This window comes from Paludibacillus litoralis, from assembly GCF_037646705.1.
In the GTDB taxonomy this organism is placed as follows: Bacteria; Pseudomonadota; Alphaproteobacteria; order Rhodobacterales; family Rhodobacteraceae; genus Pikeienuella; species Pikeienuella litoralis.
This window is the reverse complement of the sequence record NZ_JBBHER010000009.1, coordinates 19,689-43,294: the sequence shown is the minus strand read 5'-3', so window position 1 is coordinate 43,294 and position 23,606 is coordinate 19,689. Positions and strand designations below refer to the sequence as shown.

Sequence of the window (23,606 nt, the reverse complement as noted above, 5' to 3'; positions counted from 1 at the left end):
AAACACCGCGACGGGTTCCTTCGTCAACTCTTGTCCAGCCCGAATGCGGCGTGAAGCGACTGAATGGCCAGCTCCATGTATTTTCGGTCGATCAGGACGCTGACCTTGATCTCAGATGTGGTGATCACCTTGATATTCACGCCATCCGCCGCCAGCGCGCCGAACATGATCTGAGCGACTCCGGAATGCGAGCGCATGCCGATCCCGACGACGGAGACCTTCGCGACATCCTTGTCGATCACGATCTCACGATAGCCGATCCTGTCCCGTTCCGCCTCGAGGAGAGCGCGGGCGCGCTCGACGTCATCCTCCGGGCAGGAAAAGGTCATGTCGGTGTACCCTTCCTCCGAGATGTTCTGGACGATCATGTCCACATTCACCCCGCCTTCCGCCAGGGGCCCGAAAATCGAGGCGGCGACGCCGGGCCGGTCCGCCACCTTCAGCAGCGTCACCTTGGCCTGGCCGCGCTCGGCCGCGATGCCCGAAACGACGTTTCTCTCCACGATTTCCTCCTCTGGGCACACCAACGTGCCGGGGGCGTCGTTGAAGCTGGAGCGAACCATCAGCTTCACCTTGTAATTCATCGCCAGCTCGACCGAGCGCGTCTGCAGCACTTTCGCGCCGAGCGACGCCAGCTCCAGCATCTCCTCGAAGCTGATGCGCTCCAGCTTGCGGGCTTTCCGCTCGATCCGCGGGTCCGTGGTGTAGACCCCCTCGACATCGGTGTAGATATCGCACCGTTCCGCGCCGAGCGCCGCAGCGAAGGCGACCGCCGTCGTGTCCGAGCCGCCGCGGCCGAGCGTGGTTATCCGCCCATCGGCGCTGATCCCCTGAAAACCGGCGATCACCGCGTGCATGCCCTGGGCGAACCTCTCATCGAGCCGGGTGGTGTCGATCTCCTCGATCCGCGCCGCCCCATGGGTGGACGAGGTTCGCACCGGCACCTGCCAGCCGCTCCAGGAGCGCGCCGGCACGCCCATTTCCTGCAATGTGATCGCCATGAGGCCGCTGGTCACCTGCTCGCCCGACGCCACGATGCTGTCATATTCCCGCGCATCATAGAGGCCAGGATTGTTGGAGCCCGGGGCTTCCGACGCCTCGCGGACATAGCCGATGAGGCGGTTCGTCTCTCCCGCCATCGCGGAGACGACGACCGCGACATCATAGCCCGCCTCCACCTCGCGTTTGACGCGCGCGGCGGCGCTCCGAATACGGGTCATATCCGCGACGGACGTACCGCCGAATTTCATCACTAGACGCGGGGCGGGCATTGCTGAGGGCTCCCTCTCGCCGCCCGCCAGAGCGCGGACACGGCGCGCTCGCTATATCGCCGCTGCGAAAAGCTCGCAAGCCGTTGAAGGCCCGGGCGGCGCTTCGTCCGGTTCAGGCCAGCATCTCGTCAACCGCCGCGAGATACTTCTCGACCGTGACGAAGGCTTGGTTCACGCCGTCCCCCGCATAGACGCTTTTCGAGCCATAAGGCGGCTTCACGCCCGGCAGCGCAGCCCACTCCCGCGCGACCGAGAGAGCGAAATCTTCCCGCGGCATCTCCCGCGACAGAAACTTGGCCAATCCGCGTCGCTCCAGAAGAACGCGCCCCATCCGTTCCTGCATCTCTTCGTCGAATCGTTCGGAGCCGGTCAGATTCAGCCGCGCCTTCAGATCGCTCAAGGTCGCGCGGATGATCTGATACTTGCCGCAGGCGCTGAACTTGCGCCCGCGTTGCCATTCCAGCACCTCGTCCACGGTCATTTCGGTGAAACAGGGATTGCGGAGATTTGCGGCGTCGCCGTAGCGGGCGTTGTAGTTTCCGCGGCTTTCGAAATCAGCGATGAAATCGAGAAAGCCGTCCACGCCCCGCCGCGGCGGCGCGATCCTCGGGGGAGGAGAGGCTGGCGCCGGAGACGGGGACGCGGTCGGCGGCGCCGGGGTCGGGCCCATATCGGGGGGCGCCGACGGCGAAGCGGGCGCGGCGCCCGGCACCGCGCCCCGCGCCGGTTCGGGGATCGGGGTCGCCGGAGGCGGCGCGTCAGGCGCGTCAGGCGCCGATGAAGACGCCGGCGGCGTGCGGCGTACGGAATAGGGCCCTGCCCCCAGAATCTCGACCGTCCAATCCGGATAGAGAATCCGCATCGTGCGGGCGATCTCCTCGGCTTTCGCCTTGGTCTGCACGCCATCGATCTGAAAGGCGGCGGTCATTACTGAATCTCCCCTATCTGCCTGAAGAGTTCGAGCAGGTTCTCCGCGATCCGGCGGCAGTCGGGGTCGGCGGCGCTGGCGTAAAGCACGCCATCCGCGCCGCCGGGGCATGCGTCCCTGAGCGAAGACGGCTGCCCTTCATACGCCGCACCGATCGCCCGCGTCCGGCGCGCGATCTCGGCGGGAGACGCGGCCTCGTTGATATAGGCGTTCAGCAGGCGCGCCGCTTCGCTCTCCCCATATGTCGCATGGATGATCTTCGCTTCCGCCGCCGCAAGAACCTCCTGCGCCGCGGTCTCCTTCTCCGACGCGTCCGCGGAGATCCCGGCGAGCGCGCCGGTCAGCGTTCCGGCCTGCCGGTAGGCCTCGAGATCGGAGACCGCGGCCTGCAGAGGATATGCATCCGCCGAGGCGCCGAGCTTCAGCAGGATGCGTCGTTTCATCTGATCGCGGCCGGCGCGCATCTGCGAAATGAACGCCTGCATGGTCCGGTCGATCAGGATCTCCTTCTCGAACGCCTCCCGGCTCCCGGCTATGCCCGCCGATACGGCGGAGAGGATCTGCGACGCTTGCTGACCGGTCACGGAGCCGGCCGCGCCGACGGCGATCTGCGCCAGCGTCGCGGCGAAGCCGGATTCGCGGAGTTCCTTGGAAAGGTCCCGCTCATAGGCGAAATAAAGCGAATCAAGCTCCGCGAGCCGCGCGAAGATCACCTCGTTCCGCTGCGCGACGGTGGCCCCATTGGTCGCCAGAGCGACGATGCGGTCGCGATCGAGCGTCGCGTTGACGATGGATTCCTTGAATGACCAATCCTCGGGCGCCGAGGAGCGGGCGAACGACTCCTCGGGCGCCCCGCGCACGGTCGCGACGCAGCCGGCGAGCCCCGCCGTGGTCAGCGCCGCGAGCGCCGCGCGGTGGAAAAAGGAACTGAAAACAGGTTTAAAAATCATCGGTCTCCCCTCCAGGCCGACGATCACGATTATTCAGAAGTCATTGGCTTGCAAGCTCTGATTGAAACCGGCGCCGCCGATCAATCATCCCGGCGCGGCATCGGCGGAAGCGGCGCAATCGGGATTCCCTCTTCGATCAAGGTTCTGGCCTCTTCGCCGGTCGCTTCGCCATGGATCGCGCGGCGTTCCGCGTCGCCGACATGCATGGCGCGCGCTTCGGCGGCGAAATTGCGGCCGACATAGCTCGAATTCTTCTCGATTTCTCGCCGGAGGGCGGCGAGTTTCTCCGTCACCGCCGCCGGAACCGGCCCGGCCAGCATCGGCGCGGATCCGTCCTCGCGCGCGTTCCCGCGGGCCGGCACTTGCGGCGTCATCAACGCCTTCTCCACCTTCACCGATCCGCAGATCGCGCAGCCGACCAGCCCGCGCTCCACCTGTTCGTCATAAGCGGCGGCGGATCCGAACCAGGCCTCGAACGCGTGGCCCTCCGCGCATTTCAACTGATATCTGATCATCGTTCACCCCGACTCTCCTCTCTCAAATATAGGACCTTTCGGCGAAAACAATCCCGCTTCTTTCCCGACGCCGTTTCGGATATGAGGCGCAGCCATGACCCTGCCGCCGTCGCCGCCGCTCGTCTTGTCGTCCGCGCTCGGCGCGGCGCTCGGCGCGCTCGGCGCCGCCGCGGCGGGCGGCGGCCCCGTTCACTACGCGCTCATGAGCGCGGGCGGCGCCGCGGCGGCCGCGTTCATCGCTCTCCGCTTGAGTTCAGGCGCCCTTCCGCCCCGGCCCCAGGCCGCGCGAATGGGCGCGCCCGCGGCGAGCGGCGGGGCCGCGGAAGCCGACAGCGAAGCGCTGTTTCATCTTCCGGCGGCGGTGCTGATTGTCGACCGGGAGCGCCGGGTGCGGCGCGCGAACGCGGCCGCGCTCACCCTGATCGGGGATGACGGCGTCGATATCGCCGGGCTGCTGGGCGCGCCGCTCGTCTCGGTGATACGGGCGCCTGGCCTCATCGAAGCGGTGGTGGCGACGCTGGCCGATCAGACGCCGCGCAGCGCCGCGTTCACGCTGATCCGCAGCCGAGGGGAGCGCGCCCTTCTCGCCCATATCCGGCCGCTTCCGACGGTCGAACCACGCACGCCCGCCGTGCTGATCCTGATCGAGGATCGGACCGAGTCGCGCCAGGTGGAGGAGATGCGGCGCACCTTCATCGCCAACGCCGGACATCAGCTGAAGACCCCGCTCGCCTCGATCATGGGCTTTATCGAGACCTTGCAAGGGCCTGCGAAAGACGATGAGCTCGCGCGCGCGCGTTTTCTCGGGATCATGAGTTCACAGGCGGAACGGATGAAGCATCTGATCGAGGATCTGATGGCGCTCAGCCGGATCGAGATGGGCCTGCATGCGCGCCCCACATCCGCGGTCGACCTCGCCCGGCTGGCGCGCGCCGCCGCGGCCGCGCTGGAGCCCGTGGCGGCGCGCGCCGGAGCGCGCATCAGCGTCGAGCTGGCGGATGAGGAGCGCCTGATGACGACGGGCGATCCGGATCAACTCGCACAGGTCCTCGCCAATCTGATCGACAACGCTGTGAAATACGGCGGCGCCGGCGTCACCGTCACGATCAGGGCCGCGCCTCTGGCGCCGGAATGGCCCGGCATGGTCGGCGTCGTCGTCGCCGACGACGGCCCCGGCATCCCGCGCGAGCACCTGCCGCGCCTGACGGAGCGGTTCTATCGCGTCTCCGACACCCGCGCCGACGGCGCCGGGCTCGGCCTCGCCATCGCCAAACATATTCTGCAACGACATCGGGGAGAGTTGCGCGTCAGGTCGACATTCGGAGAGGGAAGCGCCTTCACCATCTGGCTGCCGCGGCGCGGCGACTCGCCGTCAGGCACGGAGCCGCAAGCGGCCGACCCTGACCGCGCGGCGTCGTCAAAATGAGTTATTATCTCTATATTACAACATGTTACTATGTCATAAAACTGTTCCATCCGCGCTATAGGATCCAGACATGGGACATACGGACGATGCTGTGGAACGAGATATGAAGGGGCGCCCATGAAGAGCCGCGTCTTCCTCGCGACGCTGGCGGCGGTCATCGCGGCCGCCGGGGCGGCGTCGGGCCGCGACCAGATCAGGATCGCCGGGTCATCCACCGTCCTGCCTTACGCGCAGATCGTCGCCGAGATCTTCGGGGAGAGCCTTCCGAACTTCCCGACGCCGATCGTCGAATCCGGAGGCTCGTCCGGCGGGCTCAAGGAATTCTGCCAGGGGGTCGGCCCGGGCACCATCGATATCGCGAACGCCTCGCGGCCGATCCGCGAGAGGGAGAGAGAGGCCTGCGCGAAGGCCGGCGTCACGGAGATCATCGAGGTCCGCTTCGGCTATGACGGGATCGTTTTCGCGACCGCGCCCGACAGCCCGGATTTCGCGCTCACGCCGACGGATTTCTATCTCGCGCTGGCGGCGAAGGTGATGGTCGACGGAGAACTGGCGCCGAACCCGAACAAGACATGGAAAGAGGTGGACCCGAAGCTTCCGGGATGGCGGATCAACGCGTACATCCCCGGAGAGAAACACGGCACCCGTGAAGTCATCGAGGAAAAGGCGCTCGCCGCCGGATGCGCGGCGACCGGCGCGATGGATGCGATGATCGGCTTGGGCATGTCCAAGGAGCAGGCGAAGACCGCCTGCACCCGCATCCGCAGGGACGGCGCCTCGGTCGACATCGATGGCGATTACACGGAAACGCTGTCGCGGATCGACGCGAACCGCACTGGCGTCGGCGCGTTCGGGTTCTCCTTTTACGAGAACAACCGCGACAAGCTCAAATTGGCGACGATGTCGGGCGTCCTTCCTTCCGTCGAAACCATCGCCTCCGGCGAATACCCGGTGTCCCGCCCCCTGTTCTTTTACGTGAAGAAGGCGCATCTCGACGCCATCCCCGGCCTGCGGAGCTATGTCGAGTTTTTCACGCGTGACGAGATGATCGGGCCGTCGTCGCCGCTGGCGGAATATGGCCTCATCGCCGCGCCCAAGGCGGAACGCGACGCTCTGCGCGCGCGCATCGCCGCAGGAGAGACGCTGTGAAGACGTTCGAGACAACAGACGCGCGGCCCGGACCCCGCATGATGAACGGGGGGAACTGACGCATGGGACTGGCTGCGTTGATCCTGATCGTGTCAGCCCTCGGCGCGGCCGGCTATCTCTTCGGACGCGCCAAGGCCATCGCGCTGGAGCAAAGCGGCCCCAAGCCGCATTCGCGCCACGGATTTCACGCGGCTCAGGTGATGAGCTGGACGCTGATCCCCGCATTCGCCGTCATCGCGGTGACGCTGGTCGCGCAGCCGCTGGTGATCGACAACGCGGCTCTCGCGGAATTTCCGCCTGAAATACGGCAGGCCGGCGCGGAAACGGATCTGGTCGCGAGCGTCGTCCGCTCCGTCGCGACCGGTCTCTCCCACTTCGATGAGGCCGAGATGGAGGCGTTCGAGAGCGGCGACGATATCCGCCCGCTCCTCAGGGCGAACGGCGTCATCCTCGGCGGTGGAGAGATCGAGCCTTACATGATCCGCGCCGCCGAGAAGAGAAACGCGCTGTCCGCGACCTTCTCCACCCTGCTCTCGATATTCGCGATCGCGGCCGCGCTCGCCGGCCTGATCATCGCATGGCGCAGGATCAGGCCCGAGACCCGGGCGCGCAATCACGTCGAGGGCCTCGTCAAGGCGATCCTGATCGCCGCCTCGACCATCGCCGTGCTGACAACCGCCGGAATCGTGCTCTCCATGCTGAGCGAGAGCATGAAATTCTTCGCCGAAGTTTCTCCGTTTGATTTCTTTTTCGGAACGGTGTGGGATCCACGCTTCGCCCCGGCCGGCTCCACCGGCGACGAGGGCGGCCAGTTCGGCATTCTGCCTCTGGTGTGGGGCACGGCCTATATTTCATTCATCGCGCTGGTCATCGCCGTGCCGATCGGCCTTTTCTCCGCTATCTACATGGCGGAATACGCGTCGCGGCGCATGCGCGGCGTCATCAAGCCGCTGATCGAGGTTCTGGCGGGGATTCCGACCATCGTCTACGGGTTCTTCGCACTGATCACGGTGGGGCCGTTCATCCGCGACGTCTTCGCCCGCCCGCTCGGCCTTGGCGATTCCGGCTCGTCGGTGATGACCGCCGGCGTCGTGATGGGGATCATGATCATCCCGTTCATCTCGTCGCTCTCGGACGACATCATCAATGCGGTGCCGCAATCGCTCCGCGACGGCTCGCTCGGGCTCGGCGCCACGAAATCCGAAACGATCCGGCAGGTCGTCATCCCGGCGGCGCTCCCGGGCATCGTGGGCGCGGTGATGCTGGCGGCCTCCCGCGCGATCGGCGAGACGATGATCGTCGTCCTCGCCGCTGGCGTCGCAACGCGCATCTCGCTCAATCCGTTTCAAGAGATGACCACCATCACGGTGAAGATCGTCAGCCAACTGACCGGCGACACCGAGTTCACCTCGCCGCAGACCCTCGTCGCCTTCGCGCTCGGGCTTACGCTCTTCACCGTGACGCTGGCGCTCAACATCCTCGCGCTGAGCATCGTTCGGAAATACCGGGAGCAATACGACTGATGACCGAAGACCCGAATCTCCGCGCTTCCCTGACCGAAGCGACGCCGAGGCTCCGCCGGCGCCGCGCCGCGGAGGCGAGATTCAGATTCTACGGAATCGCCGCGATCTCCGTCGGCCTGCTTTTCCTCGCCGCGCTGCTCGTCTCGGTCGTCGCCAAGGGCTATCCCGCCTTTCAGCAGACGATGATCAAGCTCGACGTGGACCTGAAGAGGGACGTGATCGACCCTCAGAATCTCGGAACGGCCAAGGCGGTGATGACCGGCGACGTGTTCCGCTGGGACCCGCTCATCGAGGACGCGATCGTCACGACCCTCGGCGTCGCCCCCGATGACGCGGCCGCGGCGGATGACGCGCGCAAGCTGCTCTCCTCCGGCTCACGCATCCGGCTCCGCGACACGGTCGCCCGGGACCCGTCGCTGATCGGCGCGACGCAGGGGATCTGGCTCGTCGCCGATGACGTCGTCGATTCCTTCGTGAAAGGCTCGATCAGCGCCGAGACCCCCGAATCCCGCCGTCAGATAAACGACCGGCAGATCGCGATGGTTCGGAATCTTCAGAAGGCGGGCCTCCTCGAGAAGAGATTCAACACCGGTCTTTTCACCCATGGCGCGTCATCTCGTCCGGAGATGGCCGGCGTCGGCGCCGCGATCGCCGGCTCCTTCTACATGATGGCGGTGGTTCTGATTCTCGCGCTGCCGATCGGGGTCGCCGCCTCGATCTATCTGGAGGAGTTCGCGCCAAGAAACCGCTGGACCGATCTTATCGAGGTGAACATCAACAATCTCGCGGCGGTGCCCTCCATCGTCTACGGGATCCTCGGGCTCGCGGCGTTCATAAATTTCGCAGGGCTGCCGCGTTCGGCGGCGCTCGTCGGCGGGTTGGTGCTGACGCTGATCACCTTGCCGACGATCATCATCACCACCCGCGCGTCGCTGAAAGCGGTTCCTCCGTCGATCCGTGAGGCCGCGCTCGGCGTCGGCGCGTCAAAAATGCAGGCGGTGTTTCATCATGTTGCGCCCCTGGCGATGCCCGGCGTCCTCACCGGCGCGATCATCGGGCTCGCGCGGGCGCTCGGCGAGACCGCGCCGCTTCTGATGATCGGCATGGTCGCTTTCGTCGTCGACATTCCGAGGACGCCGATGGAGCCTTCGACGGCGCTGCCGGTGCAGATCTACATGTGGGCGAATTCGGCCGAGCGCGCATTCGTCGAGCGCACGTCAGCAGCGATCATGATCTTGCTCGGCTTCCTGGCGGTGATGAATGTCATCGCCATCATTCTCCGACGGCGCTTCGAGCACCGCTGGTGACGACGAAACGAAGGGACGCCATGCCAGGATACACGATGAATGACAGGACCGAACCGCCGGCGACCGCCGGCGCCAAGATCACCGCGACAGGCGTAGACGTCTTTTACGGCGACGTGCACGCGATCAAGGACGTGAGCGTGAAAATCGCGGACAAGGCGGTCACCGCCTTCATCGGCCCGTCCGGCTGCGGAAAATCGACGCTCCTGCGCTGCCTGAACCGGATGAACGACACCATCGAGATCTGCCGCGTGACCGGGGAGATCCTGCTGGACGGGGTCGACATCAACGAACGGGCGGTCGACCCTGTGCAGCTCCGCGCCCGCGTCGGCATGGTGTTTCAGAAACCCAATCCGTTCCCCAAATCCATCTATGACAACGTGGCGTACGGTCCGCGCATTCATGGGCTCGCCCGGACGAAGGCGGATCTCGATGAAATCGTCGAGACGTCGCTTCGGCGCGCGGCGATCTGGGATGAGGTGAAAGACCGGCTCGACGCCACTGGAACCGGGCTCTCCGGCGGCCAGCAGCAACGGCTCTGCATCGCCCGCGCCATCGCCACCTCGCCGGAGGTCCTGCTGATGGACGAGCCCTGCTCCGCGCTCGACCCGATCGCGACCGCGCGGATCGAGGAGTTGATCGACGAACTCCGCGACACCTTCGCCATCGTCATCGTCACCCATTCGATGCAGCAGGCGGCGCGGGTCAGCCAGACGACCGCGTTCTTCCATCTCGGCATCGTGGTCGAATACGGCTCGACCGAGAAGATTTTCACGAATCCCGAGGACAAACGCACTCAGGATTACATCACCGGCCGGTTCGGCTGAGGAGGAAGACGATGCGTGAACATATTGTAAGCTCGTTCGACAACGACCTTGTCGAGCTTCGCGCGCGCATCTCGGAGATGGGCGGACTGGCTGAAAACCAACTCGCCATGGCGCTCGACAGTCTGGAGAGGCGCGACACCGAGATTGCGGACCGGGTCATCCAGATGGACAAGCGCGTCGACGCGCTGGAGTTCGAGGTCGAGCGTCTGGCGACGCAGACCATCATCAGGCGCCAGCCGCTGGCGCAGGATCTCCGGCTGGTGATCTCCGCGATGAAGCTCTCGACCACGCTGGAGCGGGTCGGCGACCTGGCGAAAAACATCGCCAAGCGCGGAAAGCGCCTGACCGGCACCGGCTCGATGTCCGTATCCGGCTCGGTCGTGCGCATGGGCCGGCAGGCGCAGGCGTTGCTCACCGAAGTGCTGGACGCCTACGCGAAGACCAATGTCGACGCCGCCGTTTCGGTCTGGCGGCGCGATGTGGAGATCGACGACGCCTACAACTCGATCTTCCGCGAGTTGGTGACCTACATGATGGAGGACCCGCGGACGATCACTCTCGGCTCGGAGCTTCTCTTCATCGCGAAGAACCTGGAGCGGATCGGCGACCATGCGACCCATGTCGCCGAGATGATCTACTACACCGCGACCGGCGAGGTGCTCGGCGACGACCGTCCGAAGGGCCGTTTCTCCGATCTGGACCCGCGCGACTGACGGCGCCCCCCATGAGCGCGCGCATCACGGTCATCGAGGACGACGAGGCGCTCGGCGCGCTCCTCGACTACAACCTGACGCGGGAAGGCCACCGCGTGCGCGTCTGCGCCGACGGCGACGAGGGCCTCCTGAGCCTCGATGAGGACGCTCCCGATCTTCTGATCGTCGATTGGATGCTGCCTGGCGTCTCCGGCATCGAGATCTGCCGGCGCGTCCACGGACGAAGAGCGACCCGCGCGCTCCCGATCATCATGCTCACGGCGCGCAGCGAAGAGGAGGACCGGATCCGCGGGCTCGACACCGGGGCGGACGATTATCTGACCAAGCCGTTCTCGATGACGGAGCTTCTGGCGCGCGTGCGGGCGGTTCTGCGCCGGGCCAACCCCGCTCTGGCCGGGGACGCCGCCACCTTCGGCGACATCATCCTGGACCGTGAAAATCGGCGTGTGCGCAGGGGCCGGCGAGAGGTGCGCCTCGGCCCGAAGGAGTTCCAGATCCTGGAGTGCCTGATCCGCCGCCCCGGCCGCGTCTTCAGCCGCGAGCAGCTGCTCGACCTCGTCTGGGGCGCCGGCGTCTATGTCGAGGCCCGCACGATCGACGTGCATATCGGCCGGCTCCGCAGAGCGCTGAACCGGCGCGGAGACAGAGACCCGATCCGCACCGTGCGCGCGGCGGGCTATGCGCTCGACGAGACCTATCCGGGGTGAGCCGGGAGCGGCGGTCGCCCGCCGCTCCCCGCCCCTTATTCCGCAGCCTGAAGCACCGGCGCGCCGCCGCTTCTGAACTCCAGCAGCAGCTCCTCGCGCCGCTTCGCCGCCGCCGCGGCGTTGGCGTCCTTGATATGGCCGAAGCCTTTCACCTGGAGCGGCAACTCCGCCAGCTGGACGGCGACGGTGTAGGTCTCCGGCGTCAGCCCGTCGCAGAGCTCCTTCAGCAACGCCTCTTGCGCGGGGATCGCGGCGCGCTCCGCCTTCCGTTCCGCCGAGTAGCCGAAAATGTCGAGCGGCGTGCCGCGCAGCCCCTTGAACTTCGCCAGCCGCTTCAACGCCGTCAGCATCCAGGGGCCGAAGGTCGATTTCGCCGGTTTTCCATCCGGGCCCTTCTTGCCGAAGATCGGCGGCGCCATGTGGAACTCGATCTTCTGGACATTCTCAAAACGTTCGTCGATCTGCGTCTCCAGCGTTTCCGCATGAAGACGCGCGACCTCGTATTCGTCCTTGTAGCTCATCAACTTGAAGAGCCCGAACGCCGCCGCCTCCGCGAAAGCGCTGGCGTCGCCGCCGAGCCGCTTCTCGGCGGCCTCCGCGGCGCGCACGGAGGCGAGCCAGCGATCGGCCCATTTGCGGCCGCCCCAGGCGACGAGTCGCTGGTGGCGGAAGGCGATCCTCTCCTCATAGGTCTTGGCCGTCTGAGCAGGCTCCTCCTGCTGCGGCGCCACCGCCGCCCGGGCGTCGTCCGGATGCGTGATCGCCCAGCGGCCGATCTCGAAGGCCGCCTTGTTCCCCTCGACGCCGGCGCCGTTCAGCTCGATCGCCTTCAGGATGGATTCCTTCTTCAGCGGAATGCGCCCCATCTGCCATGCGGCGCCGAGCACCAACACGTTGGAGAAGATCGCGTCTCCAAGCAGCTTCTCCGCCATCTTCGACGCGTTGATATAGGCCACATTCTCTGCGCCGACCCGCGCCTCAAGGCCGAGCCGGAGCCGATCCGAGGGAATGCGGAACCCGCTATCGATCGCGAACTCGCCAGAGTTGATCTCATAGGTGTTGCAGACGACGCCGGTGCGCCCATGGGTCATCAGCGGCAATGTCTTGGCGCCCGCGGTCACCAGAAGATCCCCGCCGATCACCACATCCGCTTCTCCGGTGGCGACGCGGATCGCGGTGATGTCTTCCGGCCGCTCGGCGATGCGGCAATGAATCTGCACGGCGCCGCCCTTCTGCGCGAGCCCCGCCATCTCCATCACCCCGGCGCCCTTGCCTTCGACATGCGCCGCCATGCCGAGAAGCGCGCCGACCGTGACGACGCCGGTGCCGCCGACCCCGGTCGTGACCGTGTTCCAGACCTTGTCGATCGCAGGCAGTTCCGGCTCCGGCAGATCCGGGATGTTCAGCCCGGCCGGCTTTCCCTTCTTCACCGTCGCGCCGTGGAGCGTGACGAAGGAGGGACAGAACCCTTCAAGGCAGGAGAAGTCCTTGTTGCAGGCGGACTGGTCGATCTGCCGCTTGCGGCCAAGCTCGGTGTCGAGCGGCGAAACCGCGACGCAATTCGACTTCACGCCGCAATCGCCGCAACCCTCGCAGACTTCGGGATTGATGTAGACCCGTTTGGCGATGTCCGGGAAGGTTCCGCGCTTCCGACGACGCCGCTTCTCCGCCGCGCAGGTCTGAACATAGACCAGCACGGTGACGCCCTCGATCTCGCGGAGCTCGCGCTGCACCGCGTCGAGATCGTCGCGTTTGCGCGCCTCGACGCCCGCAGGCAGCTTCGACGGGTCGAACGCCTCCTTCTCGTCATAGACGACGGCGACCTTCTTGGCGCCGAAGGCCTTCACCTCTTCGACGATCCGGTATGGGTCGAGACCGCCTTCCAGCGTCTGCCCGCCCGTCATCGCCACGGCGTCATTGTAGAGGATCTTGTAGGTGATGTTCGCGTTCGCCGCGACAGCCGCGCGGATCGCCTGCGCGCCGGAGTGGTTGTAGGTGCCGTCGCCAAGCTGCTGGAAGGCGTGCTCCGTCTTCGTGAACCGGCTTTCGCCGATCCAGTTCAGCCCCTCGCCGCCCATATGGGTGTAGCCGATGACGCCGCGCCCCATCCATTGCGCCATGAAATGGCAGCCGATGCCGGCGAAGCCGATCGAGCCGTCCGGGAGCCGGGTGGACCTGTTATGCGGGCAACCGGCGCAGAACCAGGGCATGCGCTCCGGCGTCGCCTCGACATTGGCCGAGTTCGCCGTTTTCTCCAGGCTCTCGATCAGGCGGGTGTTCAATTCGTCCGAGATGCCCTCGTCATAGACGAGGTGGCCGAGCTTCACCGCGACGTCGACCGGGCTCAGCCCCATCTCGACGGGGAAGAGCACGCGGCCCGCCTCGTCATGCTTGCCGACGATGCGCGCCCGGCGCGGCTCGTTATAGAGAATTTCCTTGATCTGGGACTCGATCAGGCTTCGCTTCTCCTCGACGACGATGATCAGCTCCAGCCCCTCGGCCCAGGCCTTCAGTCCGGTGGGCTCCAGCGGATAGATCATCGCCGGCTTGTAGACGGTGACGCCGATGCGCTCCGCCGTCGCCTCGTCGATTCCGAGAAGATCGAGCGCGTGCGCCACGTCCAGCCAGCTCTTGCCGGCGGCGACAATGCCGATCTTCGCGCCCGCCTTGCCGCGCACGCGTTTATCGAACTTGTTGGCGCGGGCGTAAGCGTGCACCGCGCCATGCTTGTAATGCTGCATCCGCACCTCTTGCGGAATGCGGTCATCGGCGAGCCGGATCGAAAGGCCGTCCTCGGGCATCTCGAAATCCGTCGGGATCACGGTCTTCACCCGATCCGGGCGGCCGTCGATCACCGCCGTCGATTCGATCGTGTCCTTCAGGCACTTGAGGCCGACCCAGAGGCTCGAGTAGCGGCTGAGCGCGATGCCGTGGACGCCGTAATCCACAATCTCCTGCACGCCCGCGGGCGCCATGATAGGCATCTGCGCGTCGACAAAGGCGAAATCGGACTGGTGCACCGTGGTGGAGGACTCTCCGGTGTGATCGTCCCCCATCGCCGCCAGGACGCCGCCGAGCGGCGCCGTTCCCGCGAGGCTGGCGTGGCGCAGAACATCGCCCGAGCGATCCACCCCCGGCCCCTTGCCGTACCAGAGGCCGAAAACGCCGTCATAGAGCCCGTCGCCGCGAAGCCCCGCCTGCTGCGCGCCCCAGATCATGGTCGCGCCGGAATCTTCGTTCAGCGCCGGCTCGAAGCGGATGTCGTTCGCGTCCAGCGTCTTCTTGGCGCCAAGGAACGTTCCGTCCACGCCGCCGAGCGGGGAGCCGCGATAGCCGGAGACATAGCCCGCGGTGTTGTGGCCCGCCTGCTTGTCGCGCCACTTCTGCGTCAGCATCAGGCGGACGAGCGCCTGAGTGCCGTTCAGAAGAACCTGGTCGCATTCCAGGTCGAACCGATCGCCCAGGCTTACATTCGCATGCTTCATCACAGTCTCCTGTCCTCGCGCACCGCATTCAAGGTAAGCAAGATTGACCTACATGCGCAAGCATGTTTCTCCGTCCTCGCCGGTTCGTCAAGCGGAAGCCCCCGAGGTTCGATATGTGCATGGGCCTATATACGGCCTTGAGCCTTCAAGCAAAGTCCGTGCGCCCGATCCGGGCCCAAAAAACCGGCCGGTCTGGCGAAAACGCTCCATGCGCGGTAACGTCGGACGATACGGCGCGATGGGTGGGCGGGTGAATGAGACGACGCGAAATGATCGCCGGGCTGGCGTCGACGGCGGTCTTGTCGTCCGCCGGTTGCGCCAGAGAGGCGGGCATGGCTGAGCCGGCGCATCCTCCCATCGGAAAGTTCATCGAAATCGACGGCGTCCGGCTCCACTATGTGGATGAAGGCGCAGGGCCGCCGATCGTTCTCATTCATGGCGCGAACGGCAATCTCCGCGACTGGACCTTCTCCATGACCGGCCGGATCAGAGAAAACTTCCGCGTCATCGCCTTCGATCGGCCCGGCCATGGCTACAGCGGCCGCCTCGCGATCGACGGCGCGAATCCGGCGGCGCAAGCGCGGCTGCTCGCCGACGCGGCGGCGGCGCTTGGCGCGGAGCGGACGTTGATCGCCGGCCATTCATGGGGCGGCGCGGTCGCGACGGCCTGGGCGCTCGACCGGCCCGAGCAGGTCGCGGGAGCGGCGATTCTCGCTGGCGCAACATACCCCTGGGATGGCGATGGCGGGTTGCTGTACAATCTCGGGGCCGGACCTTTCAGCCCGGCCGTCAGCGCGCTCGCCCGGCTTTACGTGAGGGGCGACCGAGCGGAAAGCTTCGTCGCCGGGATCTTCGCCCCGAACGCGCCGCCGCCCGGCTATGTCGATTATATCGGCGTCGAGCTCGCGCTTCGGCCCGACACATTCCGCTGGAACGCCGAAGATATCGATGGCCTGAACGACCACCTCGCCCAGCTGAGCCCGCGCTACGGCGAGCTGCGGGCGCCGCTGGAGATCGTCCACGGCGACGCGGACACGACGGTCGGGCTGGAGATTCACGCCCGGCCGCTGAGCAAGGCCGCGCAAAACGCGACCCTGACCGTTCTCGCAGGAGTCGGGCACATGCCCCACCACGCGCGAGAGGATCAGGTGATCGACTCCTTCGACCGGCTGCGCGTCGCCGCCTTCGGCTGACCGGCGGCGACCTCTTCCGCCCCTCGTGCGCTCCGCGCGCTCAATATCGCTCCAGAACCGATTTCACCGTCACCAGAGAAACCGCGGCCTTCGCCACGCGGGCGCCCGCGCGTTTGCATTCAGGGTCGTTCCGCCGATAGTCGATCGAGCAGACGATCGCCTCCACCAGCGCCGCTTTCTGCGCCTCGACATCCTTGCGGAAGCGGTTGAAAGGCTCGACCGAGCCACCCGGCTTGAGCATCCTCCCGAAGGCTGCGAGCACGTCGCCACAAGTCGTGGATTGCCCGCGCAGCGCCTCCTCCAGCACCGCCGGCGAGGTGTCGGCGCGGCAGAGCTTCCAGAGAATATCCGCCTGAACGACAGGGTGCAGCCGGATCAGCGTCCGATAGCGGCCGCGCACCATGGCGTAGCCGTAAGCGACATTGGCCGAAGGCCAGAAGGCGTAGCTCTCGACGAACGCGCGCGGGTCGATCGTGCCGCCCGGCCCTTCGGGGGGCGGCACATAGCGCGAGGGGCGCGGCGGCTGCGCGACGCCAGCGCGCAGAAAGAACATCGCTTCGGTCTCCGCCGGCGACGCGGTGTCGTTGGGGCCGAGCGGCAACACCACCAGGCTGACGCCGAGCGGCTCCTCGTTGAAAATGAAATAGACGTCGCGCCCGTTCCGCACCGTCCGCGCCTCCGCGCCCGAGGGGAGCGGATTCGCGGTGAACGTCGCCACCGCGCCGGAAGATTCGGTCAGCCGGCCGGAAATCCGCCCGCCCGACGAGGAGAGGGTCAGCTTCATCCCGTCCGCCGCGTCGATCCCGCGGTAATCGCCCGACAACTCCGCCAGGGCGGGGCCGCAGAGCCCGATGGCGATCAGGATGGAGAAAAGAACGGCGACGAGACGCCTCGACATGCTTTGTTCCTCGGGCCCATGGCTGTATAGAAGGTCTACCCCACCGGCGCGGCAGGGGAAAGGCGCCCGGCGCCTGTCGAGAAAGGGAGTTTATGCCGACCGACTGGGACAAGCTGCGCATATTCCATGCGGTCGCGGAGGCGGGCAGCCTGACCCATGCGGGCGAGGCGCTGCATCTCAGCCAATCCGCCGTCAGCCGGCAGATCAGGGCGCTGGAGGAAAATCTCGGCGCGACCCTGTTTCACCGCCATGCGCGCGGGCTGATCCTGACCGAACAGGGCGAGCTTCTCTATAGCGCGGCGCGCGACATGGCCACGCGCCTGAACCTCGCGACCGCCCGCATCGGCGACGCGAAGGACAGCGACGGCGGCGAATTGCGGATCTCCACCACCCATGGGCTCGGCTCGCTCTGGCTCGCGCCGAGGCTCAGCCGGTTTTTCTCCGACTATCCCGACATCTCCATCGATCTCGTCCTGACCGAGCAGATTCTCGACCTGCCGATGCGAGAGGCCGACGTCGCGCTGATGTTGCGCGAGCCTGAACAGGCGGAGCTGATCCGCCGACCGCTGGCCGAGGCGACGATCCGCTTCTATGCGGCGCCCGAATATGTCGAGCGCCACGGCGCGCCCGCATCGGCGGCGGATTTTCGGGATCACCGCCTGATTTCCTATCGCGCCGACCGAAAATCCCCCTTGCCGCCTGCGGTCACCGACTGGCTCGAGCACACGGCCGAGATCAAGCACAAGAGCCATCTCAGCGTGAACAACTATTTCGCGGTGATGCAGGCGGCGGAGACGGGGATCGGGATCGCACCGCTTCCGGACTACCTCTCACAGCTCAACCCGAGACTGATCCCCGTGGGCGGAAGCCTCGTCAGCCCGGCGTTCACCATCTACATCGCCTATGCGGATGAGCTGCGCCGCTCCCGCCGGGTGCTCGCGTTCCGCGACTTCATACTCGAGGAGCTCGCTTCGTTTCGGGCGGGACAATAAGCCGGCGCGCGCACCTACCTCCGGTTGAGTCAAGCCATGCGCCAGATGCAACGCAGGTTTGCATACGAGTTGGCGCTTTATCCTTGAAGGACGATGTCGGCCGTCCTATCTACCCTGCAGACAATGCAACGGGGCGGCTCTGTCGCCCACCGTATTGTCTACCTCCCTGTTGGACTAGGCCGAGCGCAAGCTCGGCCTTTTTTTTTGGACGATCGAGATTTCGGGCCGAGATTTCGGGCGCGGTTTCAACGCCAGAGCCGGTCCCCCGCCGCGAGCGCCTCCGGGTCGTTGTCGTAAAGCGCGGCGACGGTTTCGCCATACCCATTGAAGAGCTGCGTCGGGATCTTATCGCCGGTTTCGAGATCGCGCTCCATCGCCTGGCTCCAGCGTGGGTGCGGCACCTCCGGATTCACGTTCGCCCAGAACCCGTATTCGCTCTGCTGAAGCTCCTCCCAGAAGCTGACCGGGCGCTCATCGACGAAGCTGATCCGGGTGATCGACTTGATCGACTTGAATCCGAACTTCCACGGCAGATGCAACCTGACCGGCGCCCCGAACTGATTGGCCATCACCTTGCCGTAAGCGCCCACGACCAGCATCGGCAGCGGATTCATCGCCTCCGCCATCGTCACCCCTTCCACATAGGGCCAGGGGTACCAGCTCTGCCGCTGCCCCCGCGCGACGTCCGGGTCATGGAAGGTCTCGAAGCGCAGATATTTCGCGCCCGAAAGCGGCGCCGCCATCCGCACCACCTTCTCCAGCGGAATGCCGATCCATGGCGCCACGAACGACCACGCTTCGACGCAGCGATGGCGATAGATCCGTTCCTCCAGCCCGAAGCGCGCGATCAGATCGTCGACGCCGACGGTCATCTCCTTTTCGACCAGCCCGTCGATCTTTATCGTCCAGCCGTCCGTCTCGAGCTTCTGCGCGGCCTCCGCGATCTGCTTGTGGCCGCCGAATTCGTAGAAGTTGTTGTAGTGGCTGGTCAGCTCCTCCGGCGTCACCGGCCGCCCGGCGGCGCGAAAATCGGGGTTGAGCGGCGCGTCTTCATACGCGGTCGCGGCGGCCCCCGCCCGGGGCGCGGCGGCGGCGATCGCGCCAAATCCCATCGCCGCGATGAGAGTCCGTCGGTTGAGGTAAGCGCTCTCTGAGGTCGCGGCCGCCTCGGGCAGGCTCCATTCCGGGCGTCGGATCAGTCGCATCGTCCTCTCCTTCTCATTCCGGTTGATGGAGAAGATAGCGCCGCGCGGGCGCGCGATCCAATCAAAACGCCGGAATTTCAGCCGAAGCCGGGCGCGGCGACGCCCTGAAGCCTGAGAACCGCTGTAAGATCGGCGTAGTCCAGCCGCGCGTCCGCCGCCGCCGCGACCGCCGGTTTGGCCCGCCAGGCGACGCCGAGCCCCGCCGCGGCGATCATGTCGAGATCATTCGCGCCATCGCCAAGCGCCAGCGCGTCCGCCAGCGAGAGACCCCGCTCCGCCGCGCAAGCGCGGAGCGCGGCGCGCTTCGCGTCCCGCCCGAGGATCGGCTCCGCAACCTCGCCGGTCAGCCGCCCATCAACGACGATCAGCCTGTTCGCCTGATGCCGCGCGAACCCCGCCGCGGCCGCGACGCGCGCCGTGAAAAAATCGAATCCGCCCGATACGAGCGCCGTCAGCGCGCCCGCCGCGTTCATCGCGCCCACCAGCGCCTCCGCGCCGGGAGTGAGCGTCACGCGCTCATCATAGACCGCCTGCAATTCCGCCTCGGGGAAACCTCTCAACAGGCCGACCCGCTCTTTCAGCGCAGCCTCGAAATCCAGATCTCCACGCATCGCCCGTTCGGTGATCGCAGCGACGCGGGGGCCGATGCCGGCGTGATCCGCGATCTCGTCGATGCATTCGATCGGGATGATCGTGCTGTCCATGTCGGAGATCAGAAGACGTTTCCGCCGTCCGGCCGCCGGCAGCGCGTTCACATCGACCGGAGCGCCGGCGAGCGCGCCGCGCACCTCGTCGCCAATGGCGGCGAGGCCGCCAGCCCCGCCGTGATCGAACTCAAGCTCCACCGCCTCCGGCGCCAGCCGGCGAACGGGCCCCGGCGCCCGCCCCGAATTGGCGAGCGCGGCCGCGGCGGCGGCCGCGATGTCGTCGCCAAGCGGCCCGGCGGCCGTAAGGACGAGAACCGCGCCGGGGGCGCTCAGATCGCCTCCGACCGGCTCGCCGGCGCGGTTTTCTCAAGCTCTTCAGCCAGAAGGAACGCCAGTTCCAGCGCCTGACTGGCGTTCAGGCGCGGATCGCATGCCGTGTGGTAACGGTCGGAAAGATCGGCGGATTGCAGCTTGTGCATGCCGCCAAGGCATTCCGTCACGTCCTGCCCGGTCATCTCGAAATGCACGCCGCCGCCATAGGTGCCAAGCGCCTTGTGAATATCGAAGAACTCCCGCACCTCAGCCAGAACCTTGTCGAAGGGGCGGGTCTTGAATCCGCTCTCGGCCTTGATCGTGTTGCCGTGCATCGGGTCGCAGGACCAGACCACCGCCTTGCCCTCCCGCTCCACCGCCCGGATCAGCCGCGGCAGATGCGCCTCCACCTTGCCGGCGCCGAAGCGCGCGATCAGCGTGAGCCGCCCCGGATCGTTTTCGGGGTTCAGGATGTCGATCAGCCGCAGAAGATCGTCATCGGTGATCGTCGGGCCGCATTTCAGCCCGATCGGATTTCTGACCCCGCGGCAATATTCGACATGCGCGCCATCCGGCTGACGGGTCCGGTCGCCGATCCAGATCATGTGGCCGGAACCGGCGATCACGTCGCCGGAGGAGACGTCCGTGCGCGTCAGCGCCTCCTCATAGGGAAGCAGCAGCGCCTCGTGGCTGGTGTAGAAATCGACGCCGCGCATCTTCTGGCTGTTGGCCGAGTTCACGCCGCACGCCTCGACGAATTCGAGGCTGGCGGAAATCTGTTCGGCCATGCGCATGTAGCGCTCGGTCTCCGGGCTTCCTTTGGCGAAGCCCAGATTCCAGCTCGCGACGCGCTGAAGATCGGCGAATCCGCCCTGAGCGTAGGCGCGCAGAAGATTGAGCGACGCCGCCGATTGCAGATAGGCCTGCAACATCCGCTCGGGATCGGGGGTCCGAGACTCCGCGGAAAAGGCGATGTCGTTGATGATGTCGCCGCGATAGGAGGGCAACTCGACGCCGCCCTCGGTCTCGGTCGGCGCGGAGCGGGGCTTCGCGAACTGGCCGGCCATGCGGCCCACCTTCACCACCGGCTTCTTCGCCGCAAAGGTCAGCACCACCGCCATCTGCAGCAGCACGCGGAAGGTGTCGCGGATGTTGTCGGCGCTGAATTCCGCAAAGCTCTCGGCGCAGTCGCCGCCCTGAAGCAGAAACGCCTCCCCCCGAGCCACCTCTGCGAGCCGGGCGCGGAGGCTCCTCACCTCGCCGGCGAAGACCAGCGGCGGATAGGACGCGAGCTTGGCTTCGGCGCGGGCGAGCGCCTCCGCGTCGGGATAGTCAGGCATCTGCAACGCCGTCTTGTCGCGCCATCCGGCGCGGGACCAGGGTGCGGCCATATCGGATCTCCGTCGCAATCGGCGGGCTGCGCGCCCACCTGTCGGCGCCTTCTACGCCAGGCTGGCCGGCTTTTCCAGATCGACCGGCGCCGGTTTCAGACTTGACGCCCTCCAATGAAACGAATGTGGTGGCTGATGGCTCAGACGTGAGGCGCGAGATATGAATGCCATCGAAGGCGGCGAGACGCGGCGGTTTGCGTTCCTTCTGATCGAAAAGTTCTCGATGATCGCCTTCGCGTCGGCGATCGAGCCCTTGCGCGTCGCCAATCGGATGGCCCGCCGGGAGCTCTACGCCTGGAGCGTCGTGGCCGAGGACGGCCGGTGCGCCACCTGCTCGAACGGAACGCGGGTGATGGCCGATTCCGGCTTCGCCGAACTCGATCGGGGCGCAATGATCATCGTCTGCGGGGGCGTCGACGTGAACCGGATGGCGACCCCCGGCGTCCTCGCCTGGCTTCGCAAGGAGGCGCGGCGCGGCGTGGCGTTGGGCGCGGTCTGCACCGGCGCGCATGTTCTGGCGAAGGCGGGATTGCTCGACGGCGTCCGCTGCACGATCCATTGGGAGAACCGCGACAGCTTCCGCGAGGAGTTCCCGGACCTGATGCTCTCCAACAGGTATTTCGAGCGTGACGGCGCGCGCTGGACCTCGTCCGGCGGCGCGGCCGCCGCCGACATGATGGTGCATATGATCAACGAGGAGCAGGGCCGCGAGTTGGCCGCGATGGTCGTCGATCAACTGGCGCTGACGCCGCTTCGCACGGCGGCCGACGAGCAACGGCTCTCCATCCCGGCGCGGGTGGGCGTGCGGCATCCGAAGCTCACCGCGGTGATTCACCGGATGGAGGAGAACATCGAGGAGCCGATCAGCCCGGTTCTTCTCTCGGCGGAGGCCGGCATGTCCACCCGACAGCTGGAGCGGCTCTTCCGACGCTATGTCGATCGCTCGCCAAAGCGTTATTACATGGAGCTCCGGCTACGGAAGGCGCGGAGCCTTCTCCTGCAGACGGATATGAGCGTCATCAACGTCGCGCTCGCTTGCGGGTTCACGTCGCCTTCGCATTTCTCCAAATGCTATCGCAATTACTTCGACCGGACGCCCTATCGCGAGCGCGGCGTCGCCGAGACAGCCGTCAAGCCGCTCTGACCCGTCCCGGCGGGATTCAGGCCGCCTTGGGCGAAACGCGGCCAACGACGGCCCGCCGATAGAGATGCCAGGTCGCATGGCCAAGGATCGGAAGCGCGACGATCAAGCCGATGAACAAGGTCATGACGCTCAGGCACAGCGACACGACCACGATCGCGCCCCACGCGGCCACGACCACGGGGTTTCGCCGCGCGATTTTCATCGATGTGACAATGGCGTTCGGAACGCCCACGTGGCGATCGAGCAGAAGCGGAAACGAGACCAGAGAGATCACGAGGGCGAGGGCCGCGAACACGAACCCGACCGCAACGCCTGCAATCAACATGGTCAGGCCCGCGCCGGTGGTGAACACATCTCCGATGAAGGCTGGGATGGAGCTCGGCGGCTCGGGGCCGAGCGTCAGGTTGTAAAGCGTGTTGGCCGCGAAGAGCCAGGCGACGAAGATCGCCGCGAGATAGGCCCCCAGCACAACGATCGGGATGAACGAGGGCGATCTCATGACCCCGAATGCGTCCGCCCAGCTGGCATGAAGCCCAAGCTCGCGGCGGCGGCTCATCTCGTAAAGGCCAACCGCGGCCACAGGCCCGAGGAGGGCGAATCCGGCCACCATCGGAAACAGAAGATGCATCATCTCGCGGTTCAGAGCGAACCAGGCCAGCAACAGGCCGGCCAGCGGGTAAATCACCACGATGAACATCACATCCGTGCGCAGGGCCGCGAAATCATCGACGCCCTTTCGCAGGGCGCGCTTGAGATCGGGAATTCGCAGGTCTCTGATTTCGATCGGCGCGGTGTCCACGCTGCGAATCTCGCCGACCCCTTCACCGACAAAACGCGAGCCTCGGCCCAAGGCGCGCGCCGTCCATGACAGTGGGGTGCCTACCGGTTCGACCATGACACTCATTCCTTGCAAAAAGCTACGGCTTCGATCAAAGACAAGGCGTCTGGCGGTGTGAGAACCCCTGAGGTTCAGCACACCCTGATCATACCGGAATCGCCTCGGATTCGCGCGCCTCAAAAGTGATT

General features: G+C 66.2%; 20 protein-coding genes. 10 read left to right on the top strand and 10 right to left on the bottom strand.

Annotated elements, in window-relative coordinates; all coding sequences use genetic code 11:
• Window positions 1-23 precede the first annotated feature (23 nt).
• The 4 genes from WG921_RS15575 to WG921_RS15560 form a co-directional block, all read right to left on the bottom strand.
• Entirely contained in the window at window positions 24-1,271 is a 1,248-nt protein-coding gene (locus WG921_RS15575) for an aspartate kinase (RefSeq protein ID WP_340110178.1), read from the bottom strand.
• A gap of 112 nt (window positions 1,272-1,383) precedes the next feature.
• Entirely contained in the window at window positions 1,384-2,199 is an 816-nt protein-coding gene (locus WG921_RS15570) for a hypothetical protein (protein WP_340110177.1), read from the bottom strand.
• Window positions 2,199-3,149, bottom strand: a complete 951-nt coding sequence (locus WG921_RS15565; protein WP_340110176.1) for a hypothetical protein — start codon at window positions 3,147-3,149, stop codon at window positions 2,199-2,201. The genes WG921_RS15570 and WG921_RS15565 overlap by 1 nt, the downstream gene beginning before the upstream one ends.
• An 80-nt stretch (window positions 3,150-3,229) precedes the next feature.
• Window positions 3,230-3,664, bottom strand: a complete 435-nt coding sequence (locus WG921_RS15560; RefSeq protein WP_340110175.1) for a DUF1178 family protein — start codon at window positions 3,662-3,664, stop codon at window positions 3,230-3,232.
• Window positions 3,665-3,758: 94 nt separating this feature from the next.
• On the opposite strand from WG921_RS15560, the gene WG921_RS15555 reads away from it, so the two are divergent.
• From WG921_RS15555 to phoB, 7 genes are all read left to right on the top strand, one after another.
• Window positions 3,759-5,090 carry a sensor histidine kinase gene (locus WG921_RS15555; protein ID WP_340110174.1) on the top strand — a complete coding sequence of 444 codons (1,332 nt, stop codon included), beginning with the start codon at window positions 3,759-3,761 and terminating at the stop codon, window positions 5,088-5,090.
• A gap of 117 nt (window positions 5,091-5,207) precedes the next feature.
• Window positions 5,208-6,239: a substrate-binding domain-containing protein gene (locus WG921_RS15550; RefSeq protein ID WP_340110173.1), complete on the top strand. Its 1,032-nt coding sequence runs from the start codon at window positions 5,208-5,210 to the stop codon at window positions 6,237-6,239.
• A 62-nt stretch (window positions 6,240-6,301) separates the two neighbouring features.
• Window positions 6,302-7,762 (top strand): phosphate ABC transporter permease subunit PstC, encoded by a 1,461-nt coding sequence (pstC, locus tag WG921_RS15545; RefSeq protein WP_340110172.1) that lies wholly within the window; start codon window positions 6,302-6,304, stop codon window positions 7,760-7,762.
• Window positions 7,762-9,069, top strand: coding sequence for a phosphate ABC transporter permease PstA (gene pstA / locus WG921_RS15540; RefSeq protein WP_340110171.1), 1,308 nt, complete (start codon window positions 7,762-7,764; stop codon window positions 9,067-9,069). Before pstC ends, pstA begins: the two co-directional genes overlap by 1 nt.
• 35 nt (window positions 9,070-9,104) lie before the next feature.
• Window positions 9,105-9,893 (top strand): phosphate ABC transporter ATP-binding protein PstB, encoded by a 789-nt coding sequence (gene pstB / locus WG921_RS15535; protein ID WP_340110170.1) that lies wholly within the window; start codon window positions 9,105-9,107, stop codon window positions 9,891-9,893.
• Window positions 9,894-9,904: 11 nt separating this feature from the next.
• On the top strand, window positions 9,905-10,606 hold the full coding sequence (gene phoU / locus WG921_RS15530) for a phosphate signaling complex protein PhoU (protein WP_340110169.1): 702 nt from the start codon (window positions 9,905-9,907) through the stop codon (window positions 10,604-10,606).
• A gap of 11 nt (window positions 10,607-10,617) precedes the next feature.
• Complete coding sequence (gene phoB / locus WG921_RS15525; RefSeq protein WP_340110168.1) at window positions 10,618-11,313, top strand: phosphate regulon transcriptional regulator PhoB; 696 nt, start codon at window positions 10,618-10,620, stop codon at window positions 11,311-11,313.
• 35 nt (window positions 11,314-11,348) lie between these two features.
• Here the strand turns inward: phoB and WG921_RS15520 are convergent, their stop codons facing one another.
• Window positions 11,349-14,798 carry an indolepyruvate ferredoxin oxidoreductase family protein gene (locus WG921_RS15520; protein ID WP_340110167.1) on the bottom strand — a complete coding sequence of 1,150 codons (3,450 nt, stop codon included), beginning with the start codon at window positions 14,796-14,798 and terminating at the stop codon, window positions 11,349-11,351.
• Between the two features lie 332 nt (window positions 14,799-15,130).
• Between WG921_RS15520 and WG921_RS15515 the strand changes: the two genes are divergently transcribed.
• On the top strand, window positions 15,131-15,991 hold the full coding sequence (locus tag WG921_RS15515) for an alpha/beta fold hydrolase (protein ID WP_340110166.1): 861 nt from the start codon (window positions 15,131-15,133) through the stop codon (window positions 15,989-15,991).
• Between the two features lie 40 nt (window positions 15,992-16,031).
• Here WG921_RS15515 and WG921_RS15510 read toward each other — a convergent pair whose 3' ends face one another.
• Window positions 16,032-16,889: a hypothetical protein gene (locus tag WG921_RS15510; protein WP_340110165.1), complete on the bottom strand. Its 858-nt coding sequence runs from the start codon at window positions 16,887-16,889 to the stop codon at window positions 16,032-16,034.
• 92 nt (window positions 16,890-16,981) lie between these two features.
• Between WG921_RS15510 and WG921_RS15505 the strand changes: the two genes are divergently transcribed.
• Complete coding sequence (locus WG921_RS15505) at window positions 16,982-17,881, top strand: LysR family transcriptional regulator (RefSeq protein ID WP_340110164.1); 900 nt, start codon at window positions 16,982-16,984, stop codon at window positions 17,879-17,881.
• A 245-nt stretch (window positions 17,882-18,126) separates the two neighbouring features.
• Here WG921_RS15505 and msrP read toward each other — a convergent pair whose 3' ends face one another.
• From msrP to WG921_RS15490, 3 genes are all read right to left on the bottom strand, one after another.
• Window positions 18,127-19,086: a protein-methionine-sulfoxide reductase catalytic subunit MsrP gene (msrP, locus tag WG921_RS15500; protein WP_340110163.1), complete on the bottom strand. Its 960-nt coding sequence runs from the start codon at window positions 19,084-19,086 to the stop codon at window positions 18,127-18,129.
• Between the two features lie 77 nt (window positions 19,087-19,163).
• Window positions 19,164-19,931, bottom strand: a complete 768-nt coding sequence (gene serB, locus WG921_RS15495) for a phosphoserine phosphatase SerB (RefSeq protein ID WP_340110162.1) — start codon at window positions 19,929-19,931, stop codon at window positions 19,164-19,166.
• Window positions 19,932-20,062: 131 nt separating this feature from the next.
• A complete protein-coding gene (locus WG921_RS15490; protein ID WP_340110161.1) occupies window positions 20,063-21,436 on the bottom strand; it encodes a class II 3-deoxy-7-phosphoheptulonate synthase in 1,374 nt (457 codons plus the stop codon).
• Between the two features lie 160 nt (window positions 21,437-21,596).
• Between WG921_RS15490 and WG921_RS15485 the strand changes: the two genes are divergently transcribed.
• Window positions 21,597-22,580, top strand: coding sequence for a GlxA family transcriptional regulator (locus WG921_RS15485; RefSeq protein ID WP_340110160.1), 984 nt, complete (start codon window positions 21,597-21,599; stop codon window positions 22,578-22,580).
• Window positions 22,581-22,596: 16 nt separating this feature from the next.
• On the opposite strand, the gene WG921_RS15480 is transcribed toward WG921_RS15485, so the two are convergent.
• A complete protein-coding gene (locus WG921_RS15480; protein WP_340110159.1) occupies window positions 22,597-23,556 on the bottom strand; it encodes a DUF2189 domain-containing protein in 960 nt (319 codons plus the stop codon).
• Window positions 23,557-23,606: the final 50 nt, after the last annotated feature.

Coding starts and splice junctions, on each gene's coding strand:
- pstA (WP_340110171.1), top strand. CDS start 7,762: ATGACCGAAGACCCGAATCTCCGCGCTTCCCTGACCGAAGCGACGCCG.
- WG921_RS15570 (WP_340110177.1), bottom strand. CDS start 2,199: ATGACCGCCGCCTTTCAGATCGATGGCGTGCAGACCAAGGCGAAAGCC.
- msrP (WP_340110163.1), bottom strand. CDS start 19,086: ATGCGACTGATCCGACGCCCGGAATGGAGCCTGCCCGAGGCGGCCGCG.
- WG921_RS15550 (WP_340110173.1), top strand. CDS start 5,208: ATGAAGAGCCGCGTCTTCCTCGCGACGCTGGCGGCGGTCATCGCGGCC.
- phoB (WP_340110168.1), top strand. CDS start 10,618: ATGAGCGCGCGCATCACGGTCATCGAGGACGACGAGGCGCTCGGCGCG.
- phoU (WP_340110169.1), top strand. CDS start 9,905: ATGCGTGAACATATTGTAAGCTCGTTCGACAACGACCTTGTCGAGCTT.
- WG921_RS15555 (WP_340110174.1), top strand. CDS start 3,759: ATGACCCTGCCGCCGTCGCCGCCGCTCGTCTTGTCGTCCGCGCTCGGC.
- WG921_RS15520 (WP_340110167.1), bottom strand. CDS start 14,798: ATGAAGCATGCGAATGTAAGCCTGGGCGATCGGTTCGACCTGGAATGC.
- WG921_RS15485 (WP_340110160.1), top strand. CDS start 21,597: ATGAATGCCATCGAAGGCGGCGAGACGCGGCGGTTTGCGTTCCTTCTG.
- WG921_RS15575 (WP_340110178.1), bottom strand. CDS start 1,271: ATGCCCGCCCCGCGTCTAGTGATGAAATTCGGCGGTACGTCCGTCGCG.
- WG921_RS15510 (WP_340110165.1), bottom strand. CDS start 16,889: ATGTCGAGGCGTCTCGTCGCCGTTCTTTTCTCCATCCTGATCGCCATC.
- pstB (WP_340110170.1), top strand. CDS start 9,105: ATGAATGACAGGACCGAACCGCCGGCGACCGCCGGCGCCAAGATCACC.
- WG921_RS15565 (WP_340110176.1), bottom strand. CDS start 3,149: ATGATTTTTAAACCTGTTTTCAGTTCCTTTTTCCACCGCGCGGCGCTC.
- WG921_RS15560 (WP_340110175.1), bottom strand. CDS start 3,664: ATGATCAGATATCAGTTGAAATGCGCGGAGGGCCACGCGTTCGAGGCC.
- WG921_RS15515 (WP_340110166.1), top strand. CDS start 15,131: ATGGCTGAGCCGGCGCATCCTCCCATCGGAAAGTTCATCGAAATCGAC.
- WG921_RS15505 (WP_340110164.1), top strand. CDS start 16,982: ATGCCGACCGACTGGGACAAGCTGCGCATATTCCATGCGGTCGCGGAG.
- WG921_RS15490 (WP_340110161.1), bottom strand. CDS start 21,436: ATGGCCGCACCCTGGTCCCGCGCCGGATGGCGCGACAAGACGGCGTTG.
- pstC (WP_340110172.1), top strand. CDS start 6,302: ATGGGACTGGCTGCGTTGATCCTGATCGTGTCAGCCCTCGGCGCGGCC.